The sequence below is a fragment of the Rhizobium rosettiformans W3 genome (genome assembly GCF_004912135.1).
Taxonomy (GTDB): Bacteria; Pseudomonadota; Alphaproteobacteria; order Rhizobiales; family Rhizobiaceae; genus Allorhizobium; species Allorhizobium rosettiformans.
In genome coordinates this window covers 1-24,945 of record NZ_STGU01000011.1, presented here as the reverse complement: position 1 = coordinate 24,945, position 24,945 = coordinate 1, and the positions used below count along the sequence as shown (strand labels likewise).

Here is a 24,945-nt window from a genome sequence, read left to right as displayed (position 1 = left end):
ATCACGGCCGGGCGCAACTATGCGGAAGACCAGATTTTCACCAGTTTCAGAGGTTGAGAACCGAACGCATGCGCAATGAAATCGAGAATGTTGTCGACGAAATCAAGCAGGCCATAAGCCTGCTGAGGAGGCATCTTTGACTGGGACCAGGCGATAAGACGACTGGACTGGTTGAACAACAAGGCCGAGGATCCGAACCTCTGGAACGACGCCCAGGAAGCCCAGAAGCTGATGCGCGAGCGCCAGCAGCTGGATGACAGCATTGCTGGCGTGAAGCGTCTTGAACAGGCGATGAACGATAACATCGAGCTGATCGAGATGGGCGAGGAAGAGGGCGACGAAAGCGTCGTCAAGGATGCCGAGGACCAGCTGAAGGCCCTGAAGACGGAAGCGGCCCGCCGCCAGGTGGAAGCCATGCTTTCGGGCGAGGCTGACGGCAACGACACCTATGTCGAAGTCCATTCCGGTGCCGGTGGTACCGAGAGCCAGGACTGGGCCAACATGCTTCTGCGCATGTATACCCGCTGGGCCGAGCGCTCGGGCTTCAAGGTCGAAGTGCTGGAAGTGCATGACGGGGAAGAAGCCGGCATCAAGTCCGCGACCATCCTGGTCAAGGGCCACAATGCCTATGGCTGGATGAAGACCGAATCGGGCGTTCACCGCCTGGTGCGCATCTCGCCTTACGATTCGAATGCACGCCGTCACACGTCCTTCTCATCGATCTGGGTCTATCCGGTCGTCGACGACTCGATCAACATCGAGGTCAACGAAAGCGACTGCCGCATCGACACCTATCGCTCGTCGGGCGCCGGTGGACAGCACGTCAACACGACTGACTCGGCTGTGCGCATCACGCACATCCCGACCGGCATCGTGGTCGCCTGCCAGCAGGAACGCTCGCAGCACAAGAACCGCGCCAAGGCCTGGGACATGCTGCGCGCCCGCTTGTACGAAGCCGAACTGAAGAAGCGTGAAGAGGCAGCCAATGCCGAAGCCGCCTCGAAGACGGATATCGGCTGGGGCCACCAGATCCGCTCCTATGTTCTGCAGCCCTACCAGCTGGTCAAGGACCTGCGCACCGGCGTCGAAAGCACCGATCCGGATAGCGTTTTGAATGGTGAGCTGAACGAGTTCATGGAAGCAGCCCTTGCCCACCGCATCAGCGGCAAGGCATCCGAGGTCGCCGACATCGACTGATCCGCGTGATCGGTCCGGAAACGAAGAAGGCGGAGCGCCCCCGGCGCTCCGCCTTTTCTTTTGGTTTTCGCACGCGGTGGCTCAGTTGCTCGCCCGTTCGACCCTGATATCGCCGAGCTCGTCGATCAGCACGGTCCATTCCTCGATGCGATCGCTGTCCGGTGCGGTCCTCAGATAGACGGCGGCGAAGAAGCCGGGGGTGGCGGCAACGCCGCTCGTGCTTTCCGGACGGATGCCGGTGACGTAGGGCTTGATCGCGGCGAACTCCTCGAGCTCCACGCTTTCCACAAGCCGCAGGCCCGCTTCGCCGGAGGCCACCATCTGCAGATGGATCCGGGCTGTCCGGTCCGGCTGTCGGATGGCGATGAGCTTGTAATAGCCGCGCTCGCCGGCCTCCACGGCGGTCTCGACGCCGGGTACGCCTTCCGGCCCCGATTCCCAATAGCCGCCGCTGATCACGAAAGTGGCGGCGAGGGGGAGCTGGTCGATGTCCTCTGCCATCGAAGGCGAACTGACGAGCAGCGAAAGGGCGAATGCAGTGGCGGTGACGAGTTTCATCGAAGCCTCAATCGGAAAACTGTTCGGCGATGATCCGATCAGACCACGATCGGTCGGGATCGGAAAGAATGCGCGCCGTCGTTTCCTCCGATTGCGCAATCTCTACTCTCAGAACGGATTTGACCTCCGTATGATCCGCGACCGCATTGACGGGCCGTTTTCCCGGCTCCAGAACCTCGAGTACGACGGTGACCTTGTCCGGCAGCAAGGCGCCCCGCCAGCGGCGTGGACGGAAGGCACTGACGGGCGTGAGCGCAAGCAGCGGCGCTTCGAGCGGCAGGATCGGCCCATGCGCGGAGAGATTATAGGCGGTTGATCCCACGGGCGTGGCCACCATCAACCCGTCGCAGATCAGCTCCTCGAGCCGCACCTTGCCGTCGATCACCACCCTGAGCTTTGCCGCCTGATAGGACTGGCGCAGCACCGAGACTTCGTTGATCGCCAGCGCGAAGGATGTCGAGCCGTCGGCATTGGTGGTCGTCATCTTCAGCGGGTGGAAGGCGTTCTCCACCGCCACCGAGATGCGCTCGGGCAGATTGTCGACCGAAAAATCATTCATCAGGAAGCCGACGGAGCCGCGGTTCATCCCGTAGATGAGTTTGCCGCTGTTCATCGTGTCATGCAGCGTCTGCAGCATGAAGCCGTCACCGCCGAGCGCCACGATCACATCCGCATCCGTCGGATCGGTATGGCCATAGAGACGAATCAGTTCCTGGCGCGAAGCCTGGGCTTCGTCGGTGCTGGAAGCGATGAAGGCGAGCGACCGGAACGTGCGAGACATGGCGAGCCCTGATGAAATGTCGCCAAGTGGTACATGATAAATACCTGTAACCACAAGCCGTTTCGCCCCGGAATCGGTTCGGCCCGCCGGTTGTTGAAGCGCTGGGGACAGGCGCTGCGATTCACCATTTACGCTAACCGTCCGGCCATTTTTTGCTTTACCGCAAATCGATTTGCGCCTACACAGCGGCCATTGCCCTTGTAGCTCAGTTGGTAGAGCACCTGATTTGTAATCAGGGGGTCGCGGGTTCGAACCCTGCCGGGGGCACCATTAGATTTCAACGACTTAGGTCGATTTAAAGGCTCCTTCATCGGGGCCTTTTTCTTTTCCGGGTATCAAATAGGGTAACGGGCGCCTTATGCCTGGCGCCCGCTTCACCAAATCACTGTGGCCTGCCTAGCTCTTCCTTTCGCCGGTTCAGCCTCTCATTCAGCGCCAAGATCTCCGCGCCGATGTGCAAAACCTCGTCGGGTATCGGGTGGACCAAGACGGGAGGCTGACGGATCGTGTGATAATTCGCCTCGATCTGGTCGGCTGTCCGCTCTGCCGTGTCGCAGGCGATCGTGGTCAGAGACTGGACCCGATCAATCATGGCCTTCCTCGTGCCTTCGGACTTCGGCCCATAATCCATCTCGAAAACGTCGTCACGAATGACGGCCAAGAGCCGGGAGAGGTCGCGGACCTGGGCCGCGATGTCGTCGAGGGTAACGGTCGGGGTATTCGTCATGCTGCCTTCTCCTGATGGGTGATGGTCGGTGTCTCCGGGATCGGCCAATGTGGGTTTTGCCAGCCGAGCACCGGCTCAAACTCGTCGCCGGTGAACTCGTCGTCTGAGGTGTCGAACTCCAGATCGTAGACCGGGCCGCTCGCGCCATACATGGGAGTGCTATCGATCCACGGCTCATGATCGCCGTTGTCTTCGAGGTCGCAATCACCATCGGCCGCATCGAGAAGCGCGATCAGGCTCTCGATCATGGTCTCGATCATCTGCCGTTTGTCAGGTGTCATTGGCATCGTCAGAGCCTCACAGTGGGATTGCGGAAGGTCTGGAGAAATGCGCTCGCTTGTTCGTAGGAAACGCCGTGGCGGGCATCTAGGGCGGCAAGGTGTGCTGCCTTGAGCGTCAGAGCCTCATAGGAGGTCGCAGGAGCGGCAATCAGGGCATTGGTGAGTTCTTCCTCCAGATCATCGAGGCCTTCCACTACGGGGACCATGGCGGGGTCGTAGCGGGGATCGCAACTGTCTGCGAGGTAGCAGAGCTCATTCCAGCGGGTGAAGGTGTCCCGGTGCTTGTCGATCAGGTCGCGGATCGTTGCCAGCTCTTCGCCGTAGGGTGTGCCGAGATCGGTGAAGCAAAAGCCGACCGCATACTTCCGCTTGTCGGACGGAAAGATCATCGCATGCATCCGGCCATCGGCATATTCGTTCAAGGCTTCGGCCAATTCCCAGCCGAGGCGGTTGACCTTCTCGACGGGTGTCTCTTCTGCCGCTGCAGCCTCGACAGGAAGCGCAACAGATGCGGCGGCAGCGGGCAGGGCGCCAAGCATGGCGCGGCGGGTCATAGGCAAGCCTTCGGCGGCTGCCAGAACGGTTTCGTTCTGCATTGGGTGTCTCCAGATTGTGAGAGGTTGATCAGTCCGCGCTGGTTAGGCGCTGGGCGAAGTATGCGAAGCGAGCGAGAACCGCATCGGCTCCCTCGTCATAGGTCGTTACAGGCTCGTCTGTGGCGTCAAAGATCATTTCCGCTGTCTTGCGCGGGAGAATGGCTTGATCGCCTTCCAGAGCCTTGCTGACGGCTTCCAGAGCCGCTTTGCGGTCCTGAGGTGTGCCGCCCTCGATCTCCGCCTCGTCAGGCCACGAGACAAGCGCACGAAACGCGTCTCGCAGCCCCGAGCGATCACCGGAGGAAAGGTCGCCTCTGATGTCGGAAAGCTTGATCATGGGGTGATCTCGCCGGATGCGACAGCTTCGAAGTAGGCCGTAAGGCAGGGGATCACGTCTTCCTTCGGCGTGTGCGGGAATTTGTCGGTGATCGCGATGAACATTTGCCGACCGACCTCGATCCTGACGAAGCGTTCGGTCTGCCTCTCCGCCATATAGCGGGTTTCCTCTTCGGTGAAGTCGATCGCGCTGATGAAGCCGGCCAACTCTTCGCTCTTGAGGGTTTTGCCGCCCATGGCTTCGCGAGCGGCTTTGATCTTGGCCTCAATGGCAGCTTCGAGCTTGGGATTGAATTTGGTCATTGCTGTTCTCCGGTTTGAGAGGGTGTCAGGGGATTTAGTGCGGCCGGTTATCGTAGATCGGCTGCGGCCAGTTCGGGCCGAAGTGAAGCCGCGAAGGCTCGGCCCAGATGCGCCCGTTGTAGGAGAAGTGACCGACGACCTTGCCGTCCTGCATGATTGCCGGGAGAGGCATGGTGGACGAACCACGACCGGAAGCATCACGAGCTTCGGAGAACTGAGCCGAAGCGTCGGCAAAGTCTGCGGCGGTGTAGGTCTTGCCAAAAAGTTCGAAGGTCATTGTCGTTCTCCGTCAGGGCGATGGAAAGAACATACAATGGGATTAATCAGGCGTCAACGGGGCGAGTATGGATAAATCACACGTCCGGGAAATCTCGTGTTACCCTGATGAGGTAGCCTAGGACTGAGAAGCCGTGATCTTCAGTCGTCGCGAATAAGGTCGGCGCCCCCTGAACTGGGTCAGAGCTGGAGAGCTCAATCAGGTCTGGCTGTTGACCGAGAGGGCGCGTGAATAATTTTATCACTCCGTCGTGCAAGGCCACCTCGCGCAGGGATAGCTCTTCCAAGCCTGGCGGTACGACATATCTGACGCCGACGACGTACTTGTGCTTGTAGAGGGCAAAGTCCTTTTCATTGTAGGGCATGGCCACGGTGATTATGTCACCCTCAAGTATCCCTGCGCCCGCCATGCTGTTGTCGCCCATTTTGAACAGGGTGAGGCCATGCTCCGGCGCTATTGGATGTCCATACAGGACATTCCGTCCGTAGCTGACGAGTTCTTTGGGGGGCTTCTGGAAGATGCCGCTTCTCAGTAGTCCGACGACATCAGCTATCTGGAAATCCTGCATCTCCAGATCGCTGGATCGGAAAGCCTGGGGATGATCGGCGTCGCCAACTAAGTAGGAAACCGTGCACTGTAATGTCTCGGCGAGGCGAGCCAAAGTTGCTACGGTCGGACTTTTCGACTTGCCCACTATGATGTCGCGAACGGCAGTTTTGCCGAGTTCCGACAATACGGCAGCCTGAGTGGCGTTCATGTTTAGCGCGTCAAGACGCGCCTTAATCCTGTTTGAGAGAGTGTTTTCCATGGATGGGCAGTATCCATAATCTGCTGGGGAAAGCGAGTGTGACGTATCCGCATTCCATACTTGCTAAAAATGGATTAATCCATATTATGTGTTCTGCCATGGAAAACGAACTGCGAAAAACTCTCCTCGAGACTGCTGCCGCTTTTGCGAAAGCGAGTGATTGCGCCGTCTCCACCGTCGCACGCCGAGCGAAAAGTGATCCCAACTTTTTCGCCCGCCTAAGTGACCCCGCAAACAGCTTCACCGCACGAACCTTTGATCAGGTCATGCGGTGGTGCGCTGACAACTGGCCCACCGACAAGCAAATGCCTCTTGGCCTCATGAAGTGGATCGCTGCCACCGAATACCAGAAAGGACATGCTGGATGACTGACAGCCCCTATCTCACCGCCCCTCAGGTCATGCAGCGTTTCGGGATCTCGGAAATGAGCCTGTGGCGCTGGTCGCATGACGAAAAGCTGGGCTTTCCCCAGCCAATGCGCATCCGAAACCGGAAGTTCTACAGCGTCGAGGAAATCGAGGCCTGGGAACGCCGACAGATGGAGGCCCGCGCATCATGAGGGCAGAACTGACAGCACCCGAGCACGAGCATAGCGAAGGCGTCGTAATGGCCGCTCAGTGGCTCTGTGAGCAGCCCGACGCGCCGGCCGGGGTGATCCCCTTGCTTCGCTCCCGGTTCAACCTGACGGCCCTTGAGGCGACCGAGGCTTGTGCCATGGCTCGCCGGTTCCGCATCAATCGGAGGGCCTTTGGTTGACAGAATACGTCACCGAGCACGGTGAAATCATCGAGGCGCCGGACGCCTCCCAATTGACGCCTGTTCAGATGGCAAGACGGCAGCTTGCCGCGTTCAAGTTCGATCTTGTCGAGACGATCGCTGCCGATCCCAAACTCTCCAAGGCTCCTTGCCTGGGTGTCATGGTGGTTTATCTGAGCTTCCTCACGATCGACGAACGCACCCTGCGACCAACCACCGTCTACGCTTCCAATATCAAGCTGATGGCGCGCGCCGGCATCAAGTCCAAGACCACGGCTTCGCAGGCTCGAAAGCTTCTGGTCGAGGCTGGCTATCTTGTGCCTACCGGATCGCAGACAAAGGACGGGTGCGCGAAGTTTCGGGTCGCCAATCCGCGAGCTGAAATGATCAAGATGCACATTCGCGAGGCCGAGGAGTTCCTTGCTCAAAGGGATGCCTTGCGGAAGGAAGGCGAACGTCGAAAGAAGGCTCTTCTGACGCGAGGGGTAACAGATATTGATACCCCTTCAGAGGCTTGGGGTACCAGTAATTGGCCGGACAGGGTATCAGATATTGATACCAATTACCTTGAAGGACACCTCTCAGTCTCTTGCTCTGGAGAAGAGGGGTCACTCATAGAACATGATCAGTCTCTTGATGATCAATCCAACTCCTATGCTTCCGCACGGGGTGGAGACGATCAGAACGAGCCTTTGCCGGTGCCTCGTAACGACGAAGAAGCTGACGGCATGATTTCGATGATCTGCGAAGGTCGCACGGTTCCCCCATTCATGCGGGATCGGCTCCGATTGATATTGAACGCGGGCGTTCTGACCCCCAAAATGATCGAGGGAATGCTCAACAGGGTAAAGGGAGAAGCAGCGGCATGACACAGCTTGATCTTTTCGTTTGGGCAGAGAACCGGCCTTCGAACGTCATTGACGCGCGCTGGAGGTTTGAGGCCAAGGTGATGGCTCTCGTCGAGGGCATGCTTGACGGTAAGTTGCCGCCGCGCGTCGAGGGAAAGATCATCACCGGGCGCATCCGCCGCGATCGGCAGCCTGGAGAGGCCGCATGACGAACGTGGTCCCGTTCCCAGCCTCTTGCCGTATCGAGATCTCGTATGGGCGCCTCGTGCGAACCGTCATCATCGACGCGAACGGCTATCGGCCATCCCCTCACGACAGAGGGCAAGAGCTTTTCTTTGTCGAAGCCGTCGAACCCAATAGCCGGATCCTGATGTGGTCGGGCTCCAGCTATGACGAGGCCATGCAGCAGGCTCGAGATCTGGGGAGCGAGTTCGGGCCTATCCTTGATCTCGTCGTGGTGGCGTGATCATGACCGGTTGCCAACTCCGCACATTCCCGGCAGACTTCAACCAAAGGGGAAGGGCCTCATGAGGATGATCGCAGCAATAGCATTCGCCGCAATGGTCGCGGGGCCGGCAGCGGCCGACACGGCAGACGACATGATGATGGCGCGCGAAGTCGGGCAGATCGTCGGGACGGCTGAAATCTGCGGCTATGAACTCGACGCCGACAAGGTGGCCGCGTTCGTCTCCGATCGCCTGGCAGCCATGGAACCCATTGCCCGCTCTGCCTTCCAATCAGGATCCGGCGCCCACAAGATGCGGGTCGAAGAGATGGGCGAGCTTGAACGCAAGGTGACATGCGCCACACAGGCCAAGGTCGCCGCCAAATATGGGCTCACGCCATGATCCGGCCTCTCGTCCTCTCGATTGCCCTCACGCTCGCCAGCGGGCAAGCATGGGCGCAAATGACCTTCTGCCAAGGGGACGTATGCACCGAAGAAGTGAACGGGGTGAAGCGCACGATGACGCCGGAAGAGGTCGGCAAGCTCAAACGGCAGAACGCGCGCACCGCTCTGGGCAATGTCGAGTGCCGACACGCTTCCTCGCCCGAGACGTGCGAGACACTGATGCGGGATCTCTTCGCGCAATTCCCCTACTGAGAGCCTGCATGATCAAAAGCCTTGCTCCCTCGATCGCGCTGCTGGCGCTTGTGATCTCCGTTGCCGGATCCGATGCGACCGCCGCTGAACTGTCAGGCCGTGCCTCAGTGATCGACGGCGACACAATCGAGATCCGGGGCCAGCGCGTACGGTTTGACGGGATCGACGCCCCGGAGGCTCGCCAGCGCTGCGAGAACGCCTCAGGGAAGCCCTACCGCTGCGGAAAGGCCTCTGCCGATGCTTTGGACGCCTTCCTTGCCAAATCGCGTCCCACGACGTGCGTCATCACCGGGAAGAGCTGGGACAGGCTTGTCGGACATTGCCGGCGCGCTGATGGCGCCGATGTGAGCCGCTGGATGGTTCAGCAAGGCCACGCCATCGACTGGCCAAAATACTCCCGAGGCAAGTATGCCGGCGACCAGGCACAAGCCCGATCGGCAAAGCGGGGGCTATGGGCCGGCCGGTTCGATTGGCCTTGCGTCGTGCGCGGCGCGAAGTGTGAGTAAAGGCAGTGAGAGGCGCCGTCGAGATCGGACTCTTGGCGCTTCTGATCGTCGTTGTGCTGGCGTCTATGGGAATGCAGATCGCTCGCGCCCTTGGCGTGCTTTAACCTTGCTCGCGCAACTCTGTGGACATGCTCGCGATGATTGGTATGGTCCAGCTTTAGGTTGAGGGGGGGATGGACCATGATCATCATTCGGATTTCAATTGCTGCCGCCATTGTCGCCGCATCGTACCTGCCGGCGTTCGCTCACGGTGGTGGTTGTCGGAAAAGCTCACCGCCTGGCCAGTGCTGCCATATGGACAACAAAGCCGGCAGGGCTCACTGTCACTAGACACTTGATGGGGGATGTATGCGCACGAGACCGCTTGTATTGGCTTGCCTCATGCATTCCTTCGCGGGAGTTGGGCATACGGCAGAGCTGCAGCCGAGCGATTGCCGATTGATCAAGGAACGGCTCGAGAAATACGACGCCCTCCTCAATGATCTGGTCTTTCTGGATGTAGAGTATCTGCAGGGAAATCCTCAGATCTTCGACTGGTACCAACATTCTGTGCAGCTCGAGGTCCTTTCGGGGGAGCTGGATCGGTTGCGGGAAGCCGCGAACGTGCTGGATAGGCTATGCCCATAGTCCGATCACCACGGAGAAGCTCCAAATGTCGTCCGTAGGGCTGCCCTCGCTTAAGGAATTTGTCGACGCAATGGGCGTGGCTTGGCCGATAGCGTTCGCCGCGCTTCTTGGTTCTGCCGCTATCGTATATGGCCATCACGAAGCCCTGCCGTATCTTGCAGACCTTCCGCGCTGGCTCGTCGCCATTTTCTTGGTCGTTGCAGTCTTCGCGGCAGCGATCTGCATCACGCGCCTTGTCACATGGTCCATCCAGATCTTCGCTTCCATAGGAGAGGCCCGGAGAGCCAGTGCGGTGAGGTGGAAACGCATTCAGTGGCTATATGATCTGCCGAAGCATGAGCACGAAGTGATGTCCTATTTCTTCTCCAGACGGATGCAGGCATTCCCGGCTGAGCTAGGTCACGGGTCACTTGTGGGGCTGACGCAAAAAGGCCTAATCGTCGTCCGGACGGGAACGCATTCTGCTTTGGCCTTTCCTCACTACATTCCAGACTACATCTGGGAAGCAATGGAACTGCAGGCTGACGAATTCACTATCCCCAACGTCGAGCAAGTGAGACACCCGCTTTCAAGGTGGTGACCTGTCAAAACCTGACCTGAACGCTTCCGCTTTTTCGGCGATAATCCGGCGCTTCTGAAGCGTCCAGCCGTCCGGCGCAAAGATATTTCCCCTCCGCTCCCGTGCCGTTATGAAGAGGTAGCACCTGATACCTTATCAGGTGGTTGACTTTGCCTTTATGCCGTGAAGTCAGGGTGTTAGATTGCTTCCATGAATTCGCCGGCCCGTCATGGGTTTCGGTTGGGTAACGGAAGGCAGCAAATTGAGTTCGGAAGACGGTACGGGCGAAAACACACGGGACGCGAAAGGGCGGTTTGGACCGGGCAATCCTGGCAAGCCGAAGGGCGCCCGCTCTCGCACCACGCTGGCCGTTGAAAAGCTCCTTGGCAATGACGCCAACAAACTCACTCGCAAGGCGATCGAAACCGCTCTCGCTGGAGACACCACCGCTCTCCGCCTCTGCCTGGAACGCATCGCCCCGGTGCGGAAAGGCCGGATCGTCACCCTCGAAAGCTTTCCGACTGTGAAATGCGCCGCCGACGTCCCGGCCGCGCTCGCTTCTCTCCTCGATGCCGTTGCCAAAGGCGAGCTCACCACCGACGAGGCCGACGCCATCGCAGCGCTCTGCGGCCGGTATGTGACCGCCCTGGAAGCCGTCGAGCTTGAGGCACGCATCAAGGCGCTTGAGGAGAGGCTTTGATGACCAAGATTTCTCGCCTCGCAAGGATCGAGAGCCGATTGACGGCAAAGGAAGACGACCAATGGGCCTACAGCTTGGAGCCTGCATATCTGCGCCTGACAGATGAAGAGCGTGCAGACCTCGACGCAATCTCCGACAAAATCAACGCAGCTTATCGCGGCAATGTGCAGGAGGCCGTGAAAGTTCTCTCCGATCGCGAGCTCGATGTCTTCATGGCGTTCTGCATTGCAGCCGGTGTGAAAGCCACGGAGGAAACGCCGTGAGCCGAGCGCTGATCAATCGCCTTGAGCGCATCGAGCAAAGCAAGCCGGCTGTGTCGGGTTGGGACTATCGCAATGATGCCTATCACCGACTGAACGCCGCTGAGCGGGCCAAGGTTGACCGCCTCATAAGTGAGGTGGACGCAGGAGGACGAGACGCCTTGTCGGCAACGGATCTCGCCGCCCTCGACGAGTTCCTGATCGATTGCGGGGCGTACCTATGAGCAAAGCCCGGATCACCCGTCTCCAGGGGCTTGAGCAAAAGGTGCCGACCAGTGCGGCAGCCACGCCATCCCCTTTCCCAGCAATTGCAGCCTTCGTTGACGAGAACGGGGGCAGGCAGGCCGGCGAAAGCTACTTCGAAGCCCTGGCACGCATCCAGGGGCAGTCATGCGCCGATCTGCGGCGCGATCTCACCTCCCGAGCCGATCGGGCTTCCCAACAGACACCCAAGCTCCAGAAAGGGGTATTCCTCCATGGTTAGCATCAAGCCTGCAGAGAGCAACGTCGTCGAGCTGCCCCGTGCCGATCTCGAAAATCGGATCGCTGACGCTTTCACCTCTACGCTTTCTTCTGCGCAGATCGCAGCGCTCTTGCGAGAGGTCGATCAGGCTGATCAGGCCGCGCAAGATGCAAGCATCAGAGCCAACGAAATCGCGCTGGACCCTACCACGAGACCGGATGCCGTCGCCAAGGCTCGGAAGGAAATGGAAGACGCCGACTTCACCCGGCGCCGCATGGAGCGCGCGACAGAGCGCCTGACCGAACTTCATGATCAGGCAGTGAAGCGGGAGCGTAGCGAAGCCAATCGACAGGAATACGACGCCGCCCGCGCTGAGCGGGATCAACTCGTCGAGGATCTGAAGGAATACCCCGATCTGATTGATCGCGTGACGGCTCTGATCTTGCGTGTCCGCGACAACGACGCCCGCCTGGAGCGGGTCAACAGCCTCGCCGCTGGTGATCAAGCGTGGCTGGCATCAGCCGAATATGTCGCCTCTGGCTCGCCATCGGGCTGGAACGCTGCCGGCTCGTCGGATCGTCCGCGTCTCATGTCGTCCAAGTTGGTTGAACTGACCGACACTGGAACGCGCCCGATCAACCTGAAATCCTGACAGGCCTGGTGCATGGGGCCCAAGCCTGAAAGGCGGGGCGGCTCTCTAGGCGTCTTCAACTAGAGCGGCCGCCCCTTCAACGAGCTGAAAGGACAACAGCGATGCTGACAGCAGATGGAATGAAGATGATGTGCAATTGCTACGCGTCGGGCCTGCGCAAATGCTCATGCGGCGCGGTCAAGGACGGAGTGCTGGTCAACGGTGCCTCACTGCATATTCCCGTGTTGATGAAAGACAGCGCAACTCCACAGACCCGAAAGGAACTTACCATGATGACCGATGCCGAAATCAAGAGCATGCGCGATAGCGTTCGCGGAATGTCGGTAACGCAGGCGGCAGCCTTGCCGATCTTCGACAACGTGCGTGGCCTAAGGGCTTGTGGCATGCCCGCGCCGGAATATTACGCGATGCTCTATGGAGCGACGCCTGCCTCTCAGGCTCCTAACCGGGAGGCTGCTCAATCCAGGTCCTACCGAGATCAGATGATCGAGGATATGCGGAACGCCTATCTTGAGAAGCCGGGCAGCGAGGCCGCTTGATGCAGATCCGGCACGCCTGGGAAGAGCTCACCGCGACCGATAGCGCCCTCAAGACGGGCGAATGGGCCGGGGTGCGGGTATCCACCGCCAAGGAGCGCAAAGCCGTCCAGGCGCGTCGGCTCGACGTCTGTTATACGTTTGCCTTCCGGCACTGCGGGGCGGTTCTCCGCCTCGTGGTCGCTCAAGACAAGATCGGCCCATTCACCTCATCGATGCGAAAGCTGGATCGGGCCATTGCCGGGATGATCGCCGACAGGCGCATCACCACCCCGGAACCCTATTCCACTACCATTCTGATGATCGCCATGGCTGCCGCCCCTGAGGCGCATATCGACCTTGAGCGGATCCGCGAAACCATGCGCTGCGAGGCCTGCAACTGCATCCTGAAGAATGGCGGGCCGCTGGATAAGGGCAGCGCTCAACAGACCGCCATCACGGCCGAACTCAAGCAAAGCCAGTTCGCGAAGGAGCAACTGCCATGATCATCGAAAAGCTCGTCGCCGAACTTGGCTGGGACCTCACCGGAGAGGCCGATCTCAAGCGCTTTCAGAAGGGCATGTCCGAAGCCGAGAAGGGCATCACCGCCTTTGCCGCCAGAGCCGCAACCGTGATGGCCGCTGCAGCCGCCGCCGTTGCCGCCGGCATGGGAGCGCTGGGCAAGTCGGTCATTTCCACCTCTGCCGAGTTCGAAGGCTACCAGGCCACCCTGGAGACGATCGAGGGAAGTGCCGACAAGGCCCGGGCCTCGCTCGATTGGGTCGCCGAGTTCGCGAAAACCACCCCCTACGAGATCGGTGACGTCACGCAGGCCTTCGTTCGCCTCAAGGCTTACGGCATCGACCCGCTGGACGGCACACTGAAGGCTGCAGGCGATGCCGGCTCTGCAATGGGCGTCGGCCTCATGTCGGGCGTCGAAGCCATTGCTGACGCAATTACGGGCGAAAATGAACGCCTCAAGGCCTTCGGCATCACTGCCAGCGTCGCGGGCGATCAAGTGACGTACTCCTGGCAGGAGAACGGCAAGCAGATGTCGAAGACGTTGAAGAAGAGCAGCGTCGAGATCCAGAAGTTTCTGGTCGACAACTTCGGCCGGCGGTTCAACGATGCGATGGATAAGCAGTCTCGCACATGGGACGGCATGACCTCCAATCTCGGGGATAGCTGGACAGACTTTCAGCGCCGGATCGGCGATGCCGGGTTCTTTGATGTCGCAAAGGGCCAGCTTCAGCGCCTCATGGACTTCATCGGCAGGCTCGATGCGAACGGCAGCCTTGACCGCTGGGCAAAGGCCATCTCCGACAGCCTGTCAACCGCCGTGACCTTCGTCGGTGACTTCGCCGCGAGGATTGGCCGTCACATCGAAACCATCTCGAGCTACATCGATGCCAACTCCGAAGCGTGGAACGTCCTTAAGGCGGTCATGCTCGGGATCGCCCTCGGCATCTCCCCGATCGTCACCGGCTTCATCGTGGCCGGCCTCGTCCTCGACGACTTCCTGACCTTCCTTCGCGGCGGCAAGTCGGTGATAGGCGACGCCATCATCTGGCTAGGGGAGCTCAAGGACGCGATCCTTGAATGGCTCAACGCTTTGCCCGATCGGATCAGCGACGGGATCCGTGACGCCTTCCAGGCTGCCTTTGATGGCGCTCGCGCTGTTGTCCTCGACTTCGTTGCCTGGGCGACGGAGAAGCTTGCCGCGCTGAACCCGTTGAACTGGATTTCCACCGCTCCAGCGCCAGCCGGACGAACCGGAACCGAGGGCTCTGTTTCGCTCCGTCCAGAGCAGCGTGTGCCCGAGCTGGATAACATTCTGGCGAAGATCCAGAACGCGCAAGCCAATGTCTCCAAAATGAGCGCAGATCAGGCCGCGACCTCGCTGAATAACACGATCAACGACAGCCGCAATCAGTCGGTGACGGTGGATGTTGGCGGGGTGACGGTGACCCAAGCAACCGATGCCCCGGCAGCAGTCGGGCAAGCCGTGGGCAATGCGGCGGCGGGTGCTGCTACGCGTTCGCTGCCTCCCCCGCGCTTCGTACCCGGGGGCATCTGATGCCGATCAGGGTCAGGCGCACCAAAGTAGTGGGAAATGGTGTGGCGGGGCTCAAATCGATCCCGCCAAAGCCTGCCATCGTAGAGGTGGGCTTTCCTGCCGGCGAGACTGACAGCGACGTGCTGGAAAGGGCTGTGTTCAATAATTTCGGGACGTCTCGGATCCCCGAAAGACCTTTCATGCAGAATGCCATGCGGGCCAATCGGTCAAGCTATCGATCGGCGATGGTCGCAGGGGCGAAAGAGATCGTCCGCGCCGCTGCCGCCGGCAAGGATCCGGCCAAGGTCATGCGTCAGGTTCTCCGCAAGCTCGGGATCAAAGCGCAAGGCGACATTCAAGAGGAGATCACCTCTCTGCAGTCGCCGCCGAACGCGCCCTCGACGATCGCTCAGAAGGGGTCCAGCAACCCACTTATTGATTCCGGCGAGCTCCGCGCAAGTGTGACCTTCAAAGTCAAGGATTGACCGCATGAGACAGATCCATGTCGAAGGCGTAGGGATCATGCGCGAGTTGACCGATTGGGAGATGATGCGCCTCAACAAGCTCCGAGGGCCAAACAAAGCGATTGCTCCTATGGCCTTCGGCCTGGGCATGACCTATCGGCAATATCGGAAGCTCACCCCAGAGCAGCAGCGAGCTTGCTGGGAGGCGTCCAATGATCTTACCCGTCCAGAGGGCGACATGAAGCTTAAGCGCGCCCGGTGAGCGTCCTTCACCGAAAGAAGCCTCTTCGGGATTGGCTGATCACTGCCGACGAGGGCGCAAAGGCTCTCCACATCACCAAGCAGGGTTTCAAGGCTCTCGTGCGCGAGGGCTTTATCAGATCCGCTGATCGCGCCGGCATGTATCGCCTGGGGGCAGTGATTGACGGCCATGCAGAAGCCGTGCGCCTGGGTAGGCTGGCACCGCCTCACAAGCGCACGAATGCGCCGGCCGTCTTCTTCTGCGAAGTGCTTCCTGAAACCCCGGCGTTACCCTATAGCGCGTCGATCGATCAAGACGGCCTATGATCCGCTGCCGTTCATAGCTTCTCGTGTCCGGTAGCCGCTGATTGGTAGTCAGGTGGCCGCACTTTGGGCCAGCTTGCCGATCAAGTCTTCAGCAGAATAAGCCGATCATCGGGCAATGGCCTCTGAAGTGACTTCGCCTCTGCCCATGGTGCAGTAAGCCATGCATGCACTTCTTCATCGCTCGATAGAATGACCGGCATAGCCTTCGGGTGGATCGGCGCCACTACGGAGTTGGGCTCAGTCGTCAAAAACCCGAAGAGGTCGTCTCTGGTGAGCCCGTCCTTGACCTTGCGCACGCTCTCCCATTGCTGCACCCAGATCCCAGCGAAGAACATCAGCGGTTCTGTCTCGTCACGAGCAAACCAGGCATTCGGTGTGGTGCCGCCTTCAGGCTTCGATGCCGGATCCGGTTCGGCAAACCGAGTAAAAGGCACAACGCAGCGGTTTTCGACCCCGAGCCATCTTTTCCAATGGCTGCTGTTGGTGTTTCGAATGTTCGTGGTGCCCCGGTCCGGTTCGTGCTTCAGCAGGTGATCGAAGTCGACGGGCTTGCCCTTCTCCCTGAGCTTGTCAGCACGTTTGGAGGCCGCATCGAATAGCGCTTTCTGAGAGGATGGCATGCCCCAGCGCACCATCACGGCTTCTCGCTCACCATTGTTGTTGCGAATGATCGGGGCCATCTGATCGGGATAGACGTTGAGCGAAGGCTCAAGATTGCCGAGACGATCGATCGCCTTGGTGATTGCCTGGATAGCTTCCTGGTTCGTCGTGATGTTGTAGAGATTGCACATGAAAAAGCCTCCCGAAGGAGACCGATGGTGAAGGCATGCAGGAGTATTTGCAAGGTGCACGCTTGCCCATGCACTGAGCGCTTAATCAGAGAGACGGACGGCGCCCTTCGACCAGGGACGAGACGAAGGTGGGAGGCCTGCCGCGCCGTCCGCTGTCAATCAGAATGCTCTCATTTTAGCGACGGCGCAACTGCTCACAATGCAGCGGAGCCGCGTCGACGTATTCCCGTGCCTTTTCGGGAAGACTCGACTCACCGGTAATTGAGAGTATGCTCATTGCATCGTCAACAGATAACAGCGGGAGCTGGCGACAGTGAGACATCACTTCGCCCGCCTCATCTAATCAGCAGGAGTTGCCAGCGATGGCGTCTGAAGCCGGCTCGCGTGCGGCGGGCAGCAGCGATCTTCAAAAAATCCTTAGGAAGCGCGCTATCCACTACAACTTGCCTGCGGAGGATTTGGATAAGATCGTCAAGCGGACGATTGAGGCAGCAGTTCAAGACGAAGATGTGACCGTGGCGGACGACTTAGAAGCGGCCCTTTTCGGCCTGCTCGACCGGTTCGTGGTGGAGCGCAGCTCCAACGTCTACACCCTGGAAAACTAAATCGGGAACTGCCTCTGTACGTATATGTTTCTGAGGCATGCCCATGTTCTATTTCGATATCCGAACCGAAGTTTGCACGATCCCTGACGTCGAGGGCATCTTTATGCCCACTGCCGACCACGCTATCAGGGAGGCTCAGCTCGCGGCGCGTGATATGGTCATTGAAGCGATCATGAGAGAAACCGCGATCGATGGCACAACTATCGAAGTGCGCGACGAGGCGGGCAATATCGTTGAAGCTGTGCCACTGACCAGCGTTATCAAATTCGGACATCCGCATAGTGCATCCGGCACCTGATACCGTTTGGCGTCGGCGCGTCGTTGAGAAAACACCCGTTGCCGCGCGCTATTCGATTGAGCAAGTCTGGCATCACCACATTCCTGCCGACGCGCGCAATCATCGCGTCCCCGTCGTAACGGCGCCGGATCTCGCATTTCAGACATTCAACGTGGATCTTGCGGCCGGCGAAGTCGAATAGGGTCCGGGCTCCCTTGTAAGCTTGCATGGGCGGTCTCTCATGGGCCGCCGCATATGGCCCGGGTGTCTATGATTATCGCCGCCTGGGGGCTTCTATGGCCGATAGAGGGCCGGTGATCAAGAGGCTTTACGGCACGCTCCTCTAGGTTTTGGCTGCTGGCTTAGGTTTCGTCTTCGGTTTAGGCTTGGTGGCCTTTGCTGGCACTTTCGCCTTTATTTTCGCGATCTCATCAGCCTTTGCTTGTTCACGCTCAGGCAAAACGAAGTTGTTGAATATGAAGCCTTCTAGAATGTCCATCAGCGTATTCAGCTCGGCGATGCGCGGTTTCCAACCTCGATGAGCAGACGCACTCCCTGCGTCAACTAGGATATCGATATGGTCTTTCTCGGATGGCTTGATCGCGCCCCGGCTCAGCAAGTCTGTAATCTTTTGCTGGAAAGTGAGGCTCGGATCTACCCCGAGATTTTCCGCCGCAATGTCGAAAGATGTTCTCATGCCTATGGAGGCTAAGACATTCAGGTCATTATCGAGGGCGCCATAAAGTTCGAGCAATGACGCGTCGAGTTGCTGTGTCGATTTCTTGCTGTCGATGAGGTTGCCATCAAACCATTGTGGCCGATCCCGCTTGGCTCTAGCCGGCCACATCACGATGGTCTCTTCGTGTTCGTATTCTACCTCTCCGTTGACTGCGTAGTAAGGTACCCGAGATTCCGAATCTGTGCTGACTGACTGGGCAAATACATGTTCGCAGCCACGACAAACTAAGAGATACCAATCCCGGTACCACTGAACCAGTCCATCATCGTCGCTCTCTGCATAGTGCCCATGGATGTCGCAGTTGCGCTCGCCTTTGCAGCCAGAGCAGTATGCTTTCATCTTTTGCCCGACACGGCTCCCGCTCATGGTGTCCTCAATCTTCAACTCGACGGATGCCGTCGCCAGGCGGTTGTATGGTCTAAGCGTCACTGACGATCAAGAGCGCTTCTTCGCGGTATCGAGACGCACCACGGCGCCCGACAGCTCGCCTGTGACGATCTCCGCCACCTTGGAAGCCCAAGCCGCCAACGCGCGCCGCTTCTCCTCCAGATAGTCGTGACGGTTATAGACTGCCGCAACGCCCTTGATGGTCCCGCTCCGGTGATTGAGCACCGCCTCGACGACATGGACCGGTTGACCGAGTGCCGCCATCCCGCTCGCTGCCGTGCGCCTGAGATCGTGCAGCCGCCATTCCGGCAGATTGACCTTCTCGGGGTCTTCTCCGCGCTCTGCGGCCTCCTGTCGGGCAATGGCGAGCATCGCGGCGTCAATGCCATCCTTGGCCCTTGAGAAGCCGCTCACGGGCGATTTGCCGGTGGTTGTGAGGATGAAGCTTTCGGCGCCCTTGATGCGGGGTAGGGCCTGCAGGATCTCGACAGCCGACTTTGACAGCGGGACCGAATGCGCCTGATTGTTCTTCGCCCGCTCCTTTGGGATCACCCAGAGAGGGGCGGGGCCGTCGAGGGTGAATTCATCCCACGACGCCGAGGCGACCTCATCGCGCCGTTGACCGGTCAAGAGCAGAAGCTTGACCAGTGGGCCGAACGGCCAATCCACCTTGTCGGCAGCAAGCCAGACGAGCCGGATCTCGTCATGGGAAAGAACCCGATCGCGCGCCACCTCTGCAGCCGGGGCCTTCACGTTCGCCACGGGTGAGGCCTGGATCACATCGCGCTCAATGGCCCAATTGAAGAACTTCCGAAGCAGGGCGTGAACCCGGTTCGCGATGATGGGGGCGCCGCGGTCGGCGATCTCGTCGAGTAGGGTGATGATCTCGCGCCGGGTGATCGTCTCCATCTGCCGGCCTTTCCACTTGGGCTTGATCTCCACCTCGATCAGCCGCTTGTTCTCCTTGATCGAGCTGGGCCGGTTCTTCACCTCGACGTGCCTCGACACGAAGTCATCAAGCACCGCCTCAATGCGAGTGAGATCGTTCGCCTGGGCTGCCTTGGTGAGCTTCTTCTCATGGCCGGGATCTCGACCCTCCGAAACAGCCCTTAGAGCCTTGCCAGCGGCCTCGCGGGCTGCAGCAAGCCCGAAGACGGGATAAGGGCCGATCGTCATCTTGCGGGGCTTTCCACCGGCTCTATAGCGGATGGCCCAACTCTTCGACCCGGAAGGCTGCACCACGAGATAAAGACCGGGCAGGCCTCCATCTGGATATTCAACGCGAATGGCCTCGCCGTCTTTGTTGGTGCCATGCTTTGCGGCATCAACGGCCTTCACAGTGAGGGGTTTTGCCATGGTCTTGAGCCTTGGGGTAACGGGAGGGTGACGGGGTAACGCGATAATCCGCGATATTGGATGTTGGTAACATCGCCTAACGTTACCCCGAAAGTCAATGGAAACGAGGGGTTTTCAGGGGTGTCTTGATCCCGATCGATTGCCCGTGTTAAGGGCTGTCACCTGATTTGTAATCAGGGGGTCGCGGGTTCGAACCCTGCCGGGGGCACCACTTCTCATCAGAATTGATCGCATTTTCCATTGTCCTTGAGGGCTGTTCTTTGGCATGGTCACGGCCGAAAGCCGAGGAAGACCCGATGCGCGTACCGACACTGACCGGCCTGGCACTGGCCGCGACTGCAATCCTTGCTCTGCCAAGTCCAGGGCAGGCCGCCGACATCAAATATGTCTGCGAAAACGGCAATTCCCTCATCGTCAGCTTCAGCCAGGACATGGCCGAACTCACCCTTCAGGATGGCACGAAGCAGTCTCTCCCGCAGCAACAGGCCGCCAGCGGCTTCTGGTATTCGAATGGCCGCTACGAATTGCGCGGCAAGGGCGACGAGTTGCAGTTCGCGATCGGCCGGATGGCGCCTGTGACCTGTCGGGACGCGGGCGAGGTGACCGGCCAGTTCGACCGCGCCACCCGCGCGGAGGTCGAGCTTGCGGAAAAAGACACGGGCTTCGACATGAAGGGCAAGCTCACCTGCCTGCGCTACCCGAATTTTGCCCTGAAGGAACTGGATCTCGGCGAGAAGGGCGCGGCTGGCCTCTACATCGCGCCGTCGGAAGGTCCCTGTCAGCTCAATCCGACGCTCGATCGCAAGATCGAAGACGATACCGCCGGCTATCTCTGGGGGGCGGTCGGCCCTTACGCCTTTTTCCGCGGCGCTGATGGCTGGAATGGCGGCATGCCCTTCGTCGTCTACGATACCCGTAGCGGCACACGGCTGATGGATGACGTGGTGGCGGGCGAGTTCTCCGCCCTGACGCTGGTCGATGACGAACTGACGCTTCGCTACCGCAGGACCTATGCCGCCACCTGTTCGCTGCTGGCCCAGCCGGACAGCTGCGCAGCAAGCATCCGTAAGGAACTGGGCCTCGCCGGGGACCGACCGCTGCCGGATTGCCGGGCCGCCTATCAGCCGGCCATCGATGCCGATCCCAACGCCGCCAAGGATATCGAAGCCTGGCCGAGCGTCATCGACTATCCCATCGAGCGCAAGCTGACGGCCAATGGCACGTCCTTCGTCGCTGTCGAAGGCGAATTGACCTGCCGCCCGGCCATGTGACGGACGGCCCGTCGGCAGTGTCCGATGACGATCAGTCCTCGGCGTCGAGCCGCACGGCTTCCTGAATATCGCGCAACAGGTCGGGAAGCGCGCTCTGCACCCGGTTCCAGCTCGGCATGAAGGGGGTGGCGTTCGGATTGTCGAGATAGACCTGGCCGGCTTCAATCAGATTGGCAGCGAAGAGTTCCACGGCCTGCTCCTCGCGGTGGCGATCGGTGGTCAGCCCGTTCATCCGTGCGTCGTGGTAATAGGTCTCCACCAGATCCAGCGCCGTCCGGTAATAGGTCGCCTTCAACGTCCGGAAGGCATCCTGGCTGAACACGACACCGTCGGTCGCAAGCTTCCGGTAGAGCGCCTTGGTGATGTCGATCGACATGCGCGACAATCCCTTGGCGGCATCCTCGGGCGAAAGCGGCTGGTGCTTGTGATCATAAGCATCGGCGATGTCGACCTGGCAGATCGACTGGGTGGAGTAGTTGCGCCACATCTCCGACAAGACGCCGATCTCCAGGCCCCAGTCCGACGGGATGCGGATGTCGGAGAGGATCTGCGTCTGCATGGCAAATTCGCCGGCGAGCGGATAGCGGAAGGCCTTGAGGTAATCGATGTAGGGATGGTGCCCCATGACCTTTTCGAGGCTGAGCAGGATCGGCGTCACCAGAAGCCTCGTCACTCGACCGTTCAGCGAGCGGTCGGCGATCCGCGGATAGTAACCCTTCGAGAAAACGTAGGGAAAACGCGGATTGGCGACCGGGTAGACGAGGCGCGCCAGCATGTCGCGGGAATAGGTGACGATATCGCAGTCATGCAGGGCAACCACGCCAGCCTGACGCGCCGCCAGAACATAGCCCATGCAGAACCAGACATTGCGGCCCTTGCCCGGCTGGTCGGGCGAGAGATCCTCGGCCTTCAGCTTCTCGTCGACGGCCCGCAGCCGAGGCCCGTCATGCCAGAGGATGGTATGCTTCTGCGGCAGGCGCGAGAAATAGTGCTTGGCGCTGCGAAACTGCTCTTCGCTCGCCTGATCGAGGCCAATGACGATTTCGGAAATGTAAGGAGCCTGGGAAAGCTCGGAGACGATATGTTCGAGGGCGGGTGCCTCGAGTTCGGAATAGAGCGACGGCAGGATCAGCGTGATGGGGCGCGAAGCGGAAAAGACGGTCAGTTCTTTTTCCATCCGCTCCAGCGAGCGTTCCCTGAGATTGTGCAGGGTCGCGACCACGCCGTTCTGGTGAAAATCCGCCATATCTAATCCTTTCGTGAGGAAGTCGGTTGCGGCCGACTCAGAGAAACCCCGTGGCAACGAGTTGATGGATCATGATGTTCCAGCCTTCCGGGCCGGATCGTTCCGAGCGCAGGATAGCACCTTCTCTCTCCCGTTCCGTGACGGGCAGCGCCTTGTGCGCAGGATTGGCAATGATGATGCCGCAATCGGCCGCCTCGAGCATGGCCAGATCGTTCGGCGCATCGCCGAGCGCGACCGTCCGGACAGGCTCGACCAGACCGCGCTGGTAATGGGCGACGACCTGCGCCATGCGCTCGGCCTTCGATGTCTGCGGCATCAGGGTGAAGAAGCGTCCGCCCTGAACCGCCGTGAAACCTTCCGCCTCGAGCAGGTCGATGAAGGCGCGCTTCTCGTCCTCCGTGCCGGCAAAGCGTCCGGGCTCTGAAAAGCGGCGTTTGCGGGCACGTTCGGCGGACGCTGGGGGAAGCCCCGTCTCCTGCGCCACACGCGCAACATCCCAATCTCCAAAGCCCTCGAACTTGGCACTGAGCTCCTTAGGTAATTCCCTAAGAAGCGCCCGCAATCGCTTGTAAGGACTCGCGGTTTCTTCTTCCGTGGCAGCCGCATCCCCGCTCTCGAGGCCGGCGACCCCTGCACCATTCTCGACGATCATCGGGTGGGATATGCCGATCGCCTCGGCGATCGGCCGCATCTCCGCTTCCGTCTTGCTGCTGGCGAGGATCACCGGAATACCGCGTGCCGCCAGAAGATCGAGCGCCGGCCGCGCCGCCTCGAACGAATAGCTGTCGTGATCGAGCAGCGTTCCGTCGAGATCGGTGAAGACCAGCTTCATCAGCCCTTGCCCGCCAGATGCTGACGGGAGGCATAGAGCGCGATGGCCGCGGCATTGGAGACATTGAGCGACTTGATCGCGCCCGGCATGTCGAGGCGGGCGAGCGCCGAAACCGTCTCGCGTGTCTTCTGCCGCAATCCCTTGCCTTCGGAGCCGAGCACCAGCGCGATCCGATCGCCCGTCAGCGTCTGCTCCATCGGCGCCGGACCTTCCGAATCGAGACCGACGGAGAAGAAGCCGAGCTTGTGCAGCTCACCCAGCGCGTCCGCGAGATTGGTCACCTGGATATAGGGGATGAGTTCCAGCGCGCCGGAGGCCGATTTTGCGAGCACGCCTGATTCTGTCGGGCTGTGCCGCTGCGTTGTAATGACGGCGCCGGCATTGAAGGCCACGGCCGACCGCATGATGGCGCCGACATTGTGCGGATCGGTCACCTGGTCGAGCACCAGGATCAGCGGGCTGTCCTTCAGCGCTTCGAGCCGACGAACGGGCAGGGGGCGCGTCTCCAGCATGACGCCCTGGTGGATGGCCTCGGGGCCGAGCACCTTGTCGAGATCCTGCGGTGTCACTGTCTCGAAGGGAATGCGGAGGTTTTCCACAGAGGGGATTTCAAGCCGGACCAGCGCATTCTGCGTCGCCGAGAGCTTGATCAGCTTGCGTTCGGGATTGTCGAGCGCTGCGCGCACGGTATGCAATCCATAGAGCAGGACCTGCTCGGGCGCGAGCTTCGGCGGCGTCCAGTCGGCATTGCTCTTGCGCGGCTTTTGCGGTCCGGGAGTCGGGATTTCGCCGCGCTCACGCTTGGCATCGCGCACCTGTCGGCGCAGCGTCGCATAATGGGTGTCGCGGGCGGTTTTATCGGTTTTGGGATCTTTGACCATGCGCCCTTATAGCGGCGGGTGAAGGGCGGGCATAGACCCGGCCGGAAAATCCCCTGTGCGTCCGGGGCATGTGTCTGGCCTATGAAACTTTTCGGAATTTTTCGTCAAACTTCGTGTTGACATGAGCCGGTTGGGCCGTCATATACCCGCCGCAGATCAGGGGGCGACGCACTCTGGTCGGGACTACAAAGCTTGGTCGCCAGATCCGGACGAAAGAATGGAGAGATGCCCGAGTGGTTAAAGGGGACGGACTGTAAATCCGTTGGCTCAGCCTACGTTGGTTCAAATCCAACTCTCTCCACCATTCGTCCTCGGATCTGAAAATGCGGGTATAGCTCAATGGTAGAGCAGCAGCCTTCCAAGCTGAATACACGGGTTCGATTCCCGTTACCCGCTCCAGACCAATCGATCCCCTAAGTCACCGATATTTAACAATAATACGCTGCAACATCGCGTTACGGCAGTCTCCTCACCCTGCGTCAGCTGAGGGGCATGGAATGCGCTCGTTTCGGGCGCAGGAAGGCCAATTATTTAACGCTTGCGCATTGCGCATGAAAGCCTTAAACGGCGGGACCAAACCGGTTCGCCGGGGCAACCCCGTTTCGTTCACAGGAAGCATTC

At 59.8% G+C, this 24,945-nt stretch carries 38 protein-coding genes and 4 tRNA genes; 27 read left to right on the top strand and 15 right to left on the bottom strand.

Translation table 11 applies throughout. The features are described from left to right. Positions 1-68 precede the first annotated feature (68 nt). Positions 69-1,197, top strand: a protein-coding gene (prfB, locus tag FAA86_RS18025) for a peptide chain release factor 2 (protein ID WP_162759997.1) whose coding sequence is annotated in 2 segments (ribosomal slippage) — positions 69-137 and positions 139-1,197 — 1,128 coding nt in all. Because the reading frame shifts where the segments join, the coding sequence is not laid out codon by codon here. A gap of 81 nt (positions 1,198-1,278) precedes the next feature. Here the strand turns inward: prfB and FAA86_RS18020 are convergent. Both FAA86_RS18020 and FAA86_RS18015 read right to left on the bottom strand, forming a co-directional pair. After that, positions 1,279-1,755 carry a hypothetical protein gene (locus FAA86_RS18020; RefSeq protein WP_136542524.1) on the bottom strand — a complete coding sequence of 159 codons (477 nt, stop codon included), beginning with the start codon at positions 1,753-1,755 and terminating at the stop codon, positions 1,279-1,281. A 7-nt stretch (positions 1,756-1,762) separates the two neighbouring features. Further along, complete coding sequence (locus FAA86_RS18015) at positions 1,763-2,536, bottom strand: NAD kinase (RefSeq protein ID WP_136542523.1); 774 nt, start codon at positions 2,534-2,536, stop codon at positions 1,763-1,765. Between the two features lie 194 nt (positions 2,537-2,730). On the opposite strand from FAA86_RS18015, the gene FAA86_RS18010 reads away from it, so the two are divergent. Further along, positions 2,731-2,806, top strand: a tRNA-Thr gene (locus tag FAA86_RS18010). 112 nt (positions 2,807-2,918) lie between these two features. Here the strand turns inward: FAA86_RS18010 and FAA86_RS18005 are convergent. The 7 genes from FAA86_RS18005 to FAA86_RS17975 all read right to left on the bottom strand — a co-directional run bounded on the left by FAA86_RS18005 (position 2,919) and on the right by FAA86_RS17975 (position 5,864). After that, entirely contained in the window at positions 2,919-3,263 is a 345-nt protein-coding gene (locus FAA86_RS18005; protein WP_136542522.1) for a hypothetical protein, read from the bottom strand. After that, positions 3,260-3,544 carry a hypothetical protein gene (locus tag FAA86_RS18000; protein WP_136542521.1) on the bottom strand — a complete coding sequence of 95 codons (285 nt, stop codon included), beginning with the start codon at positions 3,542-3,544 and terminating at the stop codon, positions 3,260-3,262. Before FAA86_RS18000 ends, FAA86_RS18005 begins: the two co-directional genes overlap by 4 nt. A gap of 8 nt (positions 3,545-3,552) precedes the next feature. Continuing rightward, positions 3,553-4,140, bottom strand: coding sequence for a hypothetical protein (locus tag FAA86_RS17995; RefSeq protein WP_136542520.1), 588 nt, complete (start codon positions 4,138-4,140; stop codon positions 3,553-3,555). Between the two features lie 28 nt (positions 4,141-4,168). Beyond that, a complete protein-coding gene (locus FAA86_RS17990) occupies positions 4,169-4,477 on the bottom strand; it encodes a hypothetical protein (protein ID WP_136542519.1) in 309 nt (102 codons plus the stop codon). Beyond that, positions 4,474-4,779: a hypothetical protein gene (locus tag FAA86_RS17985; protein ID WP_136542518.1), complete on the bottom strand. Its 306-nt coding sequence runs from the start codon at positions 4,777-4,779 to the stop codon at positions 4,474-4,476. The genes FAA86_RS17990 and FAA86_RS17985 overlap by 4 nt, the downstream gene beginning before the upstream one ends. Before the next feature lie 34 nt (positions 4,780-4,813). Then, on the bottom strand, positions 4,814-5,056 hold the full coding sequence (locus tag FAA86_RS17980) for a hypothetical protein (protein WP_136542517.1): 243 nt from the start codon (positions 5,054-5,056) through the stop codon (positions 4,814-4,816). Positions 5,057-5,132: 76 nt separating this feature from the next. Then, positions 5,133-5,864: a helix-turn-helix domain-containing protein gene (locus FAA86_RS17975; RefSeq protein WP_136542516.1), complete on the bottom strand. Its 732-nt coding sequence runs from the start codon at positions 5,862-5,864 to the stop codon at positions 5,133-5,135. A gap of 2 nt (positions 5,865-5,866) precedes the next feature. Here FAA86_RS17975 and FAA86_RS17970 point away from each other — a divergent pair, with 2 nt between their 5' ends. The 19 genes from FAA86_RS17970 (at position 5,867) to FAA86_RS17875 (ending at position 15,939) form a co-directional block, all read left to right on the top strand. After that, positions 5,867-6,232: a hypothetical protein gene (locus FAA86_RS17970; protein WP_136542515.1), complete on the top strand. Its 366-nt coding sequence runs from the start codon at positions 5,867-5,869 to the stop codon at positions 6,230-6,232. Beyond that, entirely contained in the window at positions 6,229-6,423 is a 195-nt protein-coding gene (locus tag FAA86_RS17965; RefSeq protein ID WP_136542514.1) for a helix-turn-helix transcriptional regulator, read from the top strand. The genes FAA86_RS17970 and FAA86_RS17965 overlap by 4 nt, the downstream gene beginning before the upstream one ends. A 193-nt stretch (positions 6,424-6,616) precedes the next feature. Then, the gene (locus FAA86_RS17955) at positions 6,617-7,489 is read left to right on the top strand and encodes a hypothetical protein (RefSeq protein WP_136542512.1); all 873 of its coding nucleotides are present in this window, start codon (positions 6,617-6,619) and stop codon (positions 7,487-7,489) included. Continuing rightward, a complete protein-coding gene (locus tag FAA86_RS17950) occupies positions 7,486-7,677 on the top strand; it encodes a hypothetical protein (RefSeq protein ID WP_136542511.1) in 192 nt (63 codons plus the stop codon). Before FAA86_RS17955 ends, FAA86_RS17950 begins: the two co-directional genes overlap by 4 nt. Then, on the top strand, positions 7,674-7,934 hold the full coding sequence (locus FAA86_RS17945) for a hypothetical protein (RefSeq protein ID WP_136542510.1): 261 nt from the start codon (positions 7,674-7,676) through the stop codon (positions 7,932-7,934). The genes FAA86_RS17950 and FAA86_RS17945 overlap by 4 nt, the downstream gene beginning before the upstream one ends. 61 nt (positions 7,935-7,995) lie before the next feature. Beyond that, positions 7,996-8,316, top strand: coding sequence for a hypothetical protein (locus tag FAA86_RS17940; protein WP_136542509.1), 321 nt, complete (start codon positions 7,996-7,998; stop codon positions 8,314-8,316). Further along, on the top strand, positions 8,313-8,570 hold the full coding sequence (locus FAA86_RS17935) for a hypothetical protein (protein WP_136542508.1): 258 nt from the start codon (positions 8,313-8,315) through the stop codon (positions 8,568-8,570). The genes FAA86_RS17940 and FAA86_RS17935 overlap by 4 nt, the downstream gene beginning before the upstream one ends. 8 nt (positions 8,571-8,578) lie before the next feature. Further along, a complete protein-coding gene (locus FAA86_RS17930) occupies positions 8,579-9,076 on the top strand; it encodes a thermonuclease family protein (RefSeq protein ID WP_136542507.1) in 498 nt (165 codons plus the stop codon). 652 nt (positions 9,077-9,728) lie between these two features. Next, the gene (locus FAA86_RS17925) at positions 9,729-10,283 is read left to right on the top strand and encodes a hypothetical protein (protein WP_136542506.1); all 555 of its coding nucleotides are present in this window, start codon (positions 9,729-9,731) and stop codon (positions 10,281-10,283) included. Between the two features lie 241 nt (positions 10,284-10,524). Further along, on the top strand, positions 10,525-10,962 hold the full coding sequence (locus FAA86_RS17920; protein ID WP_136542505.1) for a hypothetical protein: 438 nt from the start codon (positions 10,525-10,527) through the stop codon (positions 10,960-10,962). Beyond that, entirely contained in the window at positions 10,962-11,225 is a 264-nt protein-coding gene (locus FAA86_RS17915) for a hypothetical protein (protein WP_136542504.1), read from the top strand. The genes FAA86_RS17920 and FAA86_RS17915 overlap by 1 nt, the downstream gene beginning before the upstream one ends. After that, positions 11,222-11,446, top strand: coding sequence for a hypothetical protein (locus tag FAA86_RS17910; protein WP_136542503.1), 225 nt, complete (start codon positions 11,222-11,224; stop codon positions 11,444-11,446). The genes FAA86_RS17915 and FAA86_RS17910 overlap by 4 nt, the downstream gene beginning before the upstream one ends. A gap of 252 nt (positions 11,447-11,698) precedes the next feature. Continuing rightward, a complete protein-coding gene (locus FAA86_RS17905) occupies positions 11,699-12,337 on the top strand; it encodes a hypothetical protein (RefSeq protein ID WP_136542502.1) in 639 nt (212 codons plus the stop codon). 101 nt (positions 12,338-12,438) lie between these two features. Continuing rightward, positions 12,439-12,876 (top strand): hypothetical protein, encoded by a 438-nt coding sequence (locus FAA86_RS17900; protein WP_136542501.1) that lies wholly within the window; start codon positions 12,439-12,441, stop codon positions 12,874-12,876. After that, on the top strand, positions 12,876-13,358 hold the full coding sequence (locus FAA86_RS17895) for a hypothetical protein (RefSeq protein ID WP_136542500.1): 483 nt from the start codon (positions 12,876-12,878) through the stop codon (positions 13,356-13,358). The genes FAA86_RS17900 and FAA86_RS17895 overlap by 1 nt, the downstream gene beginning before the upstream one ends. Further along, complete coding sequence (locus FAA86_RS17890) at positions 13,355-14,929, top strand: tape measure protein (protein ID WP_136542499.1); 1,575 nt, start codon at positions 13,355-13,357, stop codon at positions 14,927-14,929. Before FAA86_RS17895 ends, FAA86_RS17890 begins: the two co-directional genes overlap by 4 nt. After that, the gene (locus tag FAA86_RS17885) at positions 14,929-15,393 is read left to right on the top strand and encodes a hypothetical protein (RefSeq protein ID WP_136542498.1); all 465 of its coding nucleotides are present in this window, start codon (positions 14,929-14,931) and stop codon (positions 15,391-15,393) included. Before FAA86_RS17890 ends, FAA86_RS17885 begins: the two co-directional genes overlap by 1 nt. 4 nt (positions 15,394-15,397) lie before the next feature. Beyond that, positions 15,398-15,634 carry a hypothetical protein gene (locus FAA86_RS17880; RefSeq protein WP_136542497.1) on the top strand — a complete coding sequence of 79 codons (237 nt, stop codon included), beginning with the start codon at positions 15,398-15,400 and terminating at the stop codon, positions 15,632-15,634. Further along, the gene (locus tag FAA86_RS17875; RefSeq protein WP_136542496.1) at positions 15,631-15,939 is read left to right on the top strand and encodes a hypothetical protein; all 309 of its coding nucleotides are present in this window, start codon (positions 15,631-15,633) and stop codon (positions 15,937-15,939) included. The genes FAA86_RS17880 and FAA86_RS17875 overlap by 4 nt, the downstream gene beginning before the upstream one ends. Before the next feature lie 80 nt (positions 15,940-16,019). On the opposite strand, the gene FAA86_RS17870 is transcribed toward FAA86_RS17875, so the two are convergent. After that, complete coding sequence (locus FAA86_RS17870; RefSeq protein ID WP_136542495.1) at positions 16,020-16,730, bottom strand: SOS response-associated peptidase; 711 nt, start codon at positions 16,728-16,730, stop codon at positions 16,020-16,022. A 362-nt stretch (positions 16,731-17,092) separates the two neighbouring features. Between FAA86_RS17870 and FAA86_RS17865 the strand changes: the two genes are divergently transcribed. Beyond that, positions 17,093-17,335, top strand: a complete 243-nt coding sequence (locus FAA86_RS17865; protein ID WP_136542494.1) for a hypothetical protein — start codon at positions 17,093-17,095, stop codon at positions 17,333-17,335. A gap of 43 nt (positions 17,336-17,378) precedes the next feature. Next, a complete protein-coding gene (locus FAA86_RS17860) occupies positions 17,379-17,633 on the top strand; it encodes a DUF6894 family protein (protein WP_136542493.1) in 255 nt (84 codons plus the stop codon). A 322-nt stretch (positions 17,634-17,955) separates the two neighbouring features. Here the strand turns inward: FAA86_RS17860 and FAA86_RS17855 are convergent, their stop codons facing one another. Continuing rightward, a complete protein-coding gene (locus FAA86_RS17855) occupies positions 17,956-18,717 on the bottom strand; it encodes a DUF4145 domain-containing protein (RefSeq protein ID WP_136542492.1) in 762 nt (253 codons plus the stop codon). 69 nt (positions 18,718-18,786) lie between these two features. Beyond that, positions 18,787-20,094, bottom strand: coding sequence for a tyrosine-type recombinase/integrase (locus FAA86_RS17850; protein ID WP_136542491.1), 1,308 nt, complete (start codon positions 20,092-20,094; stop codon positions 18,787-18,789). A gap of 141 nt (positions 20,095-20,235) precedes the next feature. On the opposite strand from FAA86_RS17850, the gene FAA86_RS17845 reads away from it, so the two are divergent. Beyond that, positions 20,236-20,305, top strand: a tRNA-Ser gene (locus tag FAA86_RS17845). An 85-nt stretch (positions 20,306-20,390) separates the two neighbouring features. Next, positions 20,391-21,365, top strand: coding sequence for an MliC family protein (locus FAA86_RS17840; protein WP_136542490.1), 975 nt, complete (start codon positions 20,391-20,393; stop codon positions 21,363-21,365). A gap of 31 nt (positions 21,366-21,396) precedes the next feature. Here FAA86_RS17840 and FAA86_RS17835 read toward each other — a convergent pair whose 3' ends face one another. The 3 genes from FAA86_RS17835 to rlmB are packed head-to-tail and all read right to left on the bottom strand — an operon-like array spanning position 21,397 to position 24,324. Beyond that, a complete protein-coding gene (locus FAA86_RS17835) occupies positions 21,397-22,611 on the bottom strand; it encodes a glycosyltransferase family protein (protein WP_136542489.1) in 1,215 nt (404 codons plus the stop codon). A 37-nt stretch (positions 22,612-22,648) separates the two neighbouring features. Next, on the bottom strand, positions 22,649-23,443 hold the full coding sequence (locus FAA86_RS17830) for an HAD-IIB family hydrolase (RefSeq protein ID WP_136542488.1): 795 nt from the start codon (positions 23,441-23,443) through the stop codon (positions 22,649-22,651). Further along, entirely contained in the window at positions 23,443-24,324 is an 882-nt protein-coding gene (gene rlmB / locus FAA86_RS17825; protein WP_136542487.1) for a 23S rRNA (guanosine(2251)-2'-O)-methyltransferase RlmB, read from the bottom strand. The genes FAA86_RS17830 and rlmB overlap by 1 nt, the downstream gene beginning before the upstream one ends. A gap of 219 nt (positions 24,325-24,543) precedes the next feature. Between rlmB and FAA86_RS17820 the strand changes: the two genes are divergently transcribed. Both FAA86_RS17820 and FAA86_RS17815 read left to right on the top strand, forming a co-directional pair. Further along, positions 24,544-24,628: transfer RNA gene (locus tag FAA86_RS17820), tRNA-Tyr, on the top strand. A gap of 21 nt (positions 24,629-24,649) precedes the next feature. Next, positions 24,650-24,723: transfer RNA gene (locus tag FAA86_RS17815), tRNA-Gly, on the top strand. The last annotated feature ends 222 nt before the right edge of the window (positions 24,724-24,945 follow it).

Bases quoted from the DNA above. Each gene is read 5' to 3' on its own strand.
- FAA86_RS17850 (WP_136542491.1), bottom strand. From the start codon at position 20,094: ATGGCAAAACCCCTCACTGTGAAGGCCGTTGATGCCGCAAAGCATGGC.
- FAA86_RS18020 (WP_136542524.1), bottom strand. From the start codon at position 1,755: ATGAAACTCGTCACCGCCACTGCATTCGCCCTTTCGCTGCTCGTCAGT.
- FAA86_RS17865 (WP_136542494.1), top strand. From the start codon at position 17,093: ATGGCGTCTGAAGCCGGCTCGCGTGCGGCGGGCAGCAGCGATCTTCAA.
- FAA86_RS17835 (WP_136542489.1), bottom strand. From the start codon at position 22,611: ATGGCGGATTTTCACCAGAACGGCGTGGTCGCGACCCTGCACAATCTC.
- FAA86_RS17860 (WP_136542493.1), top strand. From the start codon at position 17,379: ATGTTCTATTTCGATATCCGAACCGAAGTTTGCACGATCCCTGACGTC.
- rlmB (WP_136542487.1), bottom strand. From the start codon at position 24,324: ATGGTCAAAGATCCCAAAACCGATAAAACCGCCCGCGACACCCATTAT.
- FAA86_RS18000 (WP_136542521.1), bottom strand. From the start codon at position 3,544: ATGACACCTGACAAACGGCAGATGATCGAGACCATGATCGAGAGCCTG.
- FAA86_RS17885 (WP_136542498.1), top strand. From the start codon at position 14,929: ATGCCGATCAGGGTCAGGCGCACCAAAGTAGTGGGAAATGGTGTGGCG.
- FAA86_RS17855 (WP_136542492.1), bottom strand. From the start codon at position 18,717: ATGAGCGGGAGCCGTGTCGGGCAAAAGATGAAAGCATACTGCTCTGGC.
- FAA86_RS17965 (WP_136542514.1), top strand. From the start codon at position 6,229: ATGACTGACAGCCCCTATCTCACCGCCCCTCAGGTCATGCAGCGTTTC.
- FAA86_RS17990 (WP_136542519.1), bottom strand. From the start codon at position 4,477: ATGATCAAGCTTTCCGACATCAGAGGCGACCTTTCCTCCGGTGATCGC.
- FAA86_RS17945 (WP_136542510.1), top strand. From the start codon at position 7,674: ATGACGAACGTGGTCCCGTTCCCAGCCTCTTGCCGTATCGAGATCTCG.
- FAA86_RS17995 (WP_136542520.1), bottom strand. From the start codon at position 4,140: ATGCAGAACGAAACCGTTCTGGCAGCCGCCGAAGGCTTGCCTATGACC.
- FAA86_RS17925 (WP_136542506.1), top strand. From the start codon at position 9,729: ATGTCGTCCGTAGGGCTGCCCTCGCTTAAGGAATTTGTCGACGCAATG.
- FAA86_RS17905 (WP_136542502.1), top strand. From the start codon at position 11,699: ATGGTTAGCATCAAGCCTGCAGAGAGCAACGTCGTCGAGCTGCCCCGT.
- FAA86_RS17900 (WP_136542501.1), top strand. From the start codon at position 12,439: ATGCTGACAGCAGATGGAATGAAGATGATGTGCAATTGCTACGCGTCG.
- FAA86_RS17970 (WP_136542515.1), top strand. From the start codon at position 5,867: ATGGGCAGTATCCATAATCTGCTGGGGAAAGCGAGTGTGACGTATCCG.
- FAA86_RS17935 (WP_136542508.1), top strand. From the start codon at position 8,313: ATGATCCGGCCTCTCGTCCTCTCGATTGCCCTCACGCTCGCCAGCGGG.
- FAA86_RS17870 (WP_136542495.1), bottom strand. From the start codon at position 16,730: ATGTGCAATCTCTACAACATCACGACGAACCAGGAAGCTATCCAGGCA.
- FAA86_RS17890 (WP_136542499.1), top strand. From the start codon at position 13,355: ATGATCATCGAAAAGCTCGTCGCCGAACTTGGCTGGGACCTCACCGGA.
- FAA86_RS17930 (WP_136542507.1), top strand. From the start codon at position 8,579: ATGATCAAAAGCCTTGCTCCCTCGATCGCGCTGCTGGCGCTTGTGATC.
- FAA86_RS17940 (WP_136542509.1), top strand. From the start codon at position 7,996: ATGAGGATGATCGCAGCAATAGCATTCGCCGCAATGGTCGCGGGGCCG.
- FAA86_RS17895 (WP_136542500.1), top strand. From the start codon at position 12,876: ATGCAGATCCGGCACGCCTGGGAAGAGCTCACCGCGACCGATAGCGCC.
- FAA86_RS17830 (WP_136542488.1), bottom strand. From the start codon at position 23,443: ATGAAGCTGGTCTTCACCGATCTCGACGGAACGCTGCTCGATCACGAC.
- FAA86_RS17915 (WP_136542504.1), top strand. From the start codon at position 10,962: ATGACCAAGATTTCTCGCCTCGCAAGGATCGAGAGCCGATTGACGGCA.
- FAA86_RS17985 (WP_136542518.1), bottom strand. From the start codon at position 4,779: ATGACCAAATTCAATCCCAAGCTCGAAGCTGCCATTGAGGCCAAGATC.
- FAA86_RS18015 (WP_136542523.1), bottom strand. From the start codon at position 2,536: ATGTCTCGCACGTTCCGGTCGCTCGCCTTCATCGCTTCCAGCACCGAC.
- FAA86_RS18005 (WP_136542522.1), bottom strand. From the start codon at position 3,263: ATGACGAATACCCCGACCGTTACCCTCGACGACATCGCGGCCCAGGTC.
- FAA86_RS17980 (WP_136542517.1), bottom strand. From the start codon at position 5,056: ATGACCTTCGAACTTTTTGGCAAGACCTACACCGCCGCAGACTTTGCC.
- FAA86_RS17880 (WP_136542497.1), top strand. From the start codon at position 15,398: ATGAGACAGATCCATGTCGAAGGCGTAGGGATCATGCGCGAGTTGACC.
- FAA86_RS17950 (WP_136542511.1), top strand. From the start codon at position 7,486: ATGACACAGCTTGATCTTTTCGTTTGGGCAGAGAACCGGCCTTCGAAC.
- FAA86_RS17840 (WP_136542490.1), top strand. From the start codon at position 20,391: ATGCGCGTACCGACACTGACCGGCCTGGCACTGGCCGCGACTGCAATC.
- FAA86_RS17975 (WP_136542516.1), bottom strand. From the start codon at position 5,864: ATGGAAAACACTCTCTCAAACAGGATTAAGGCGCGTCTTGACGCGCTA.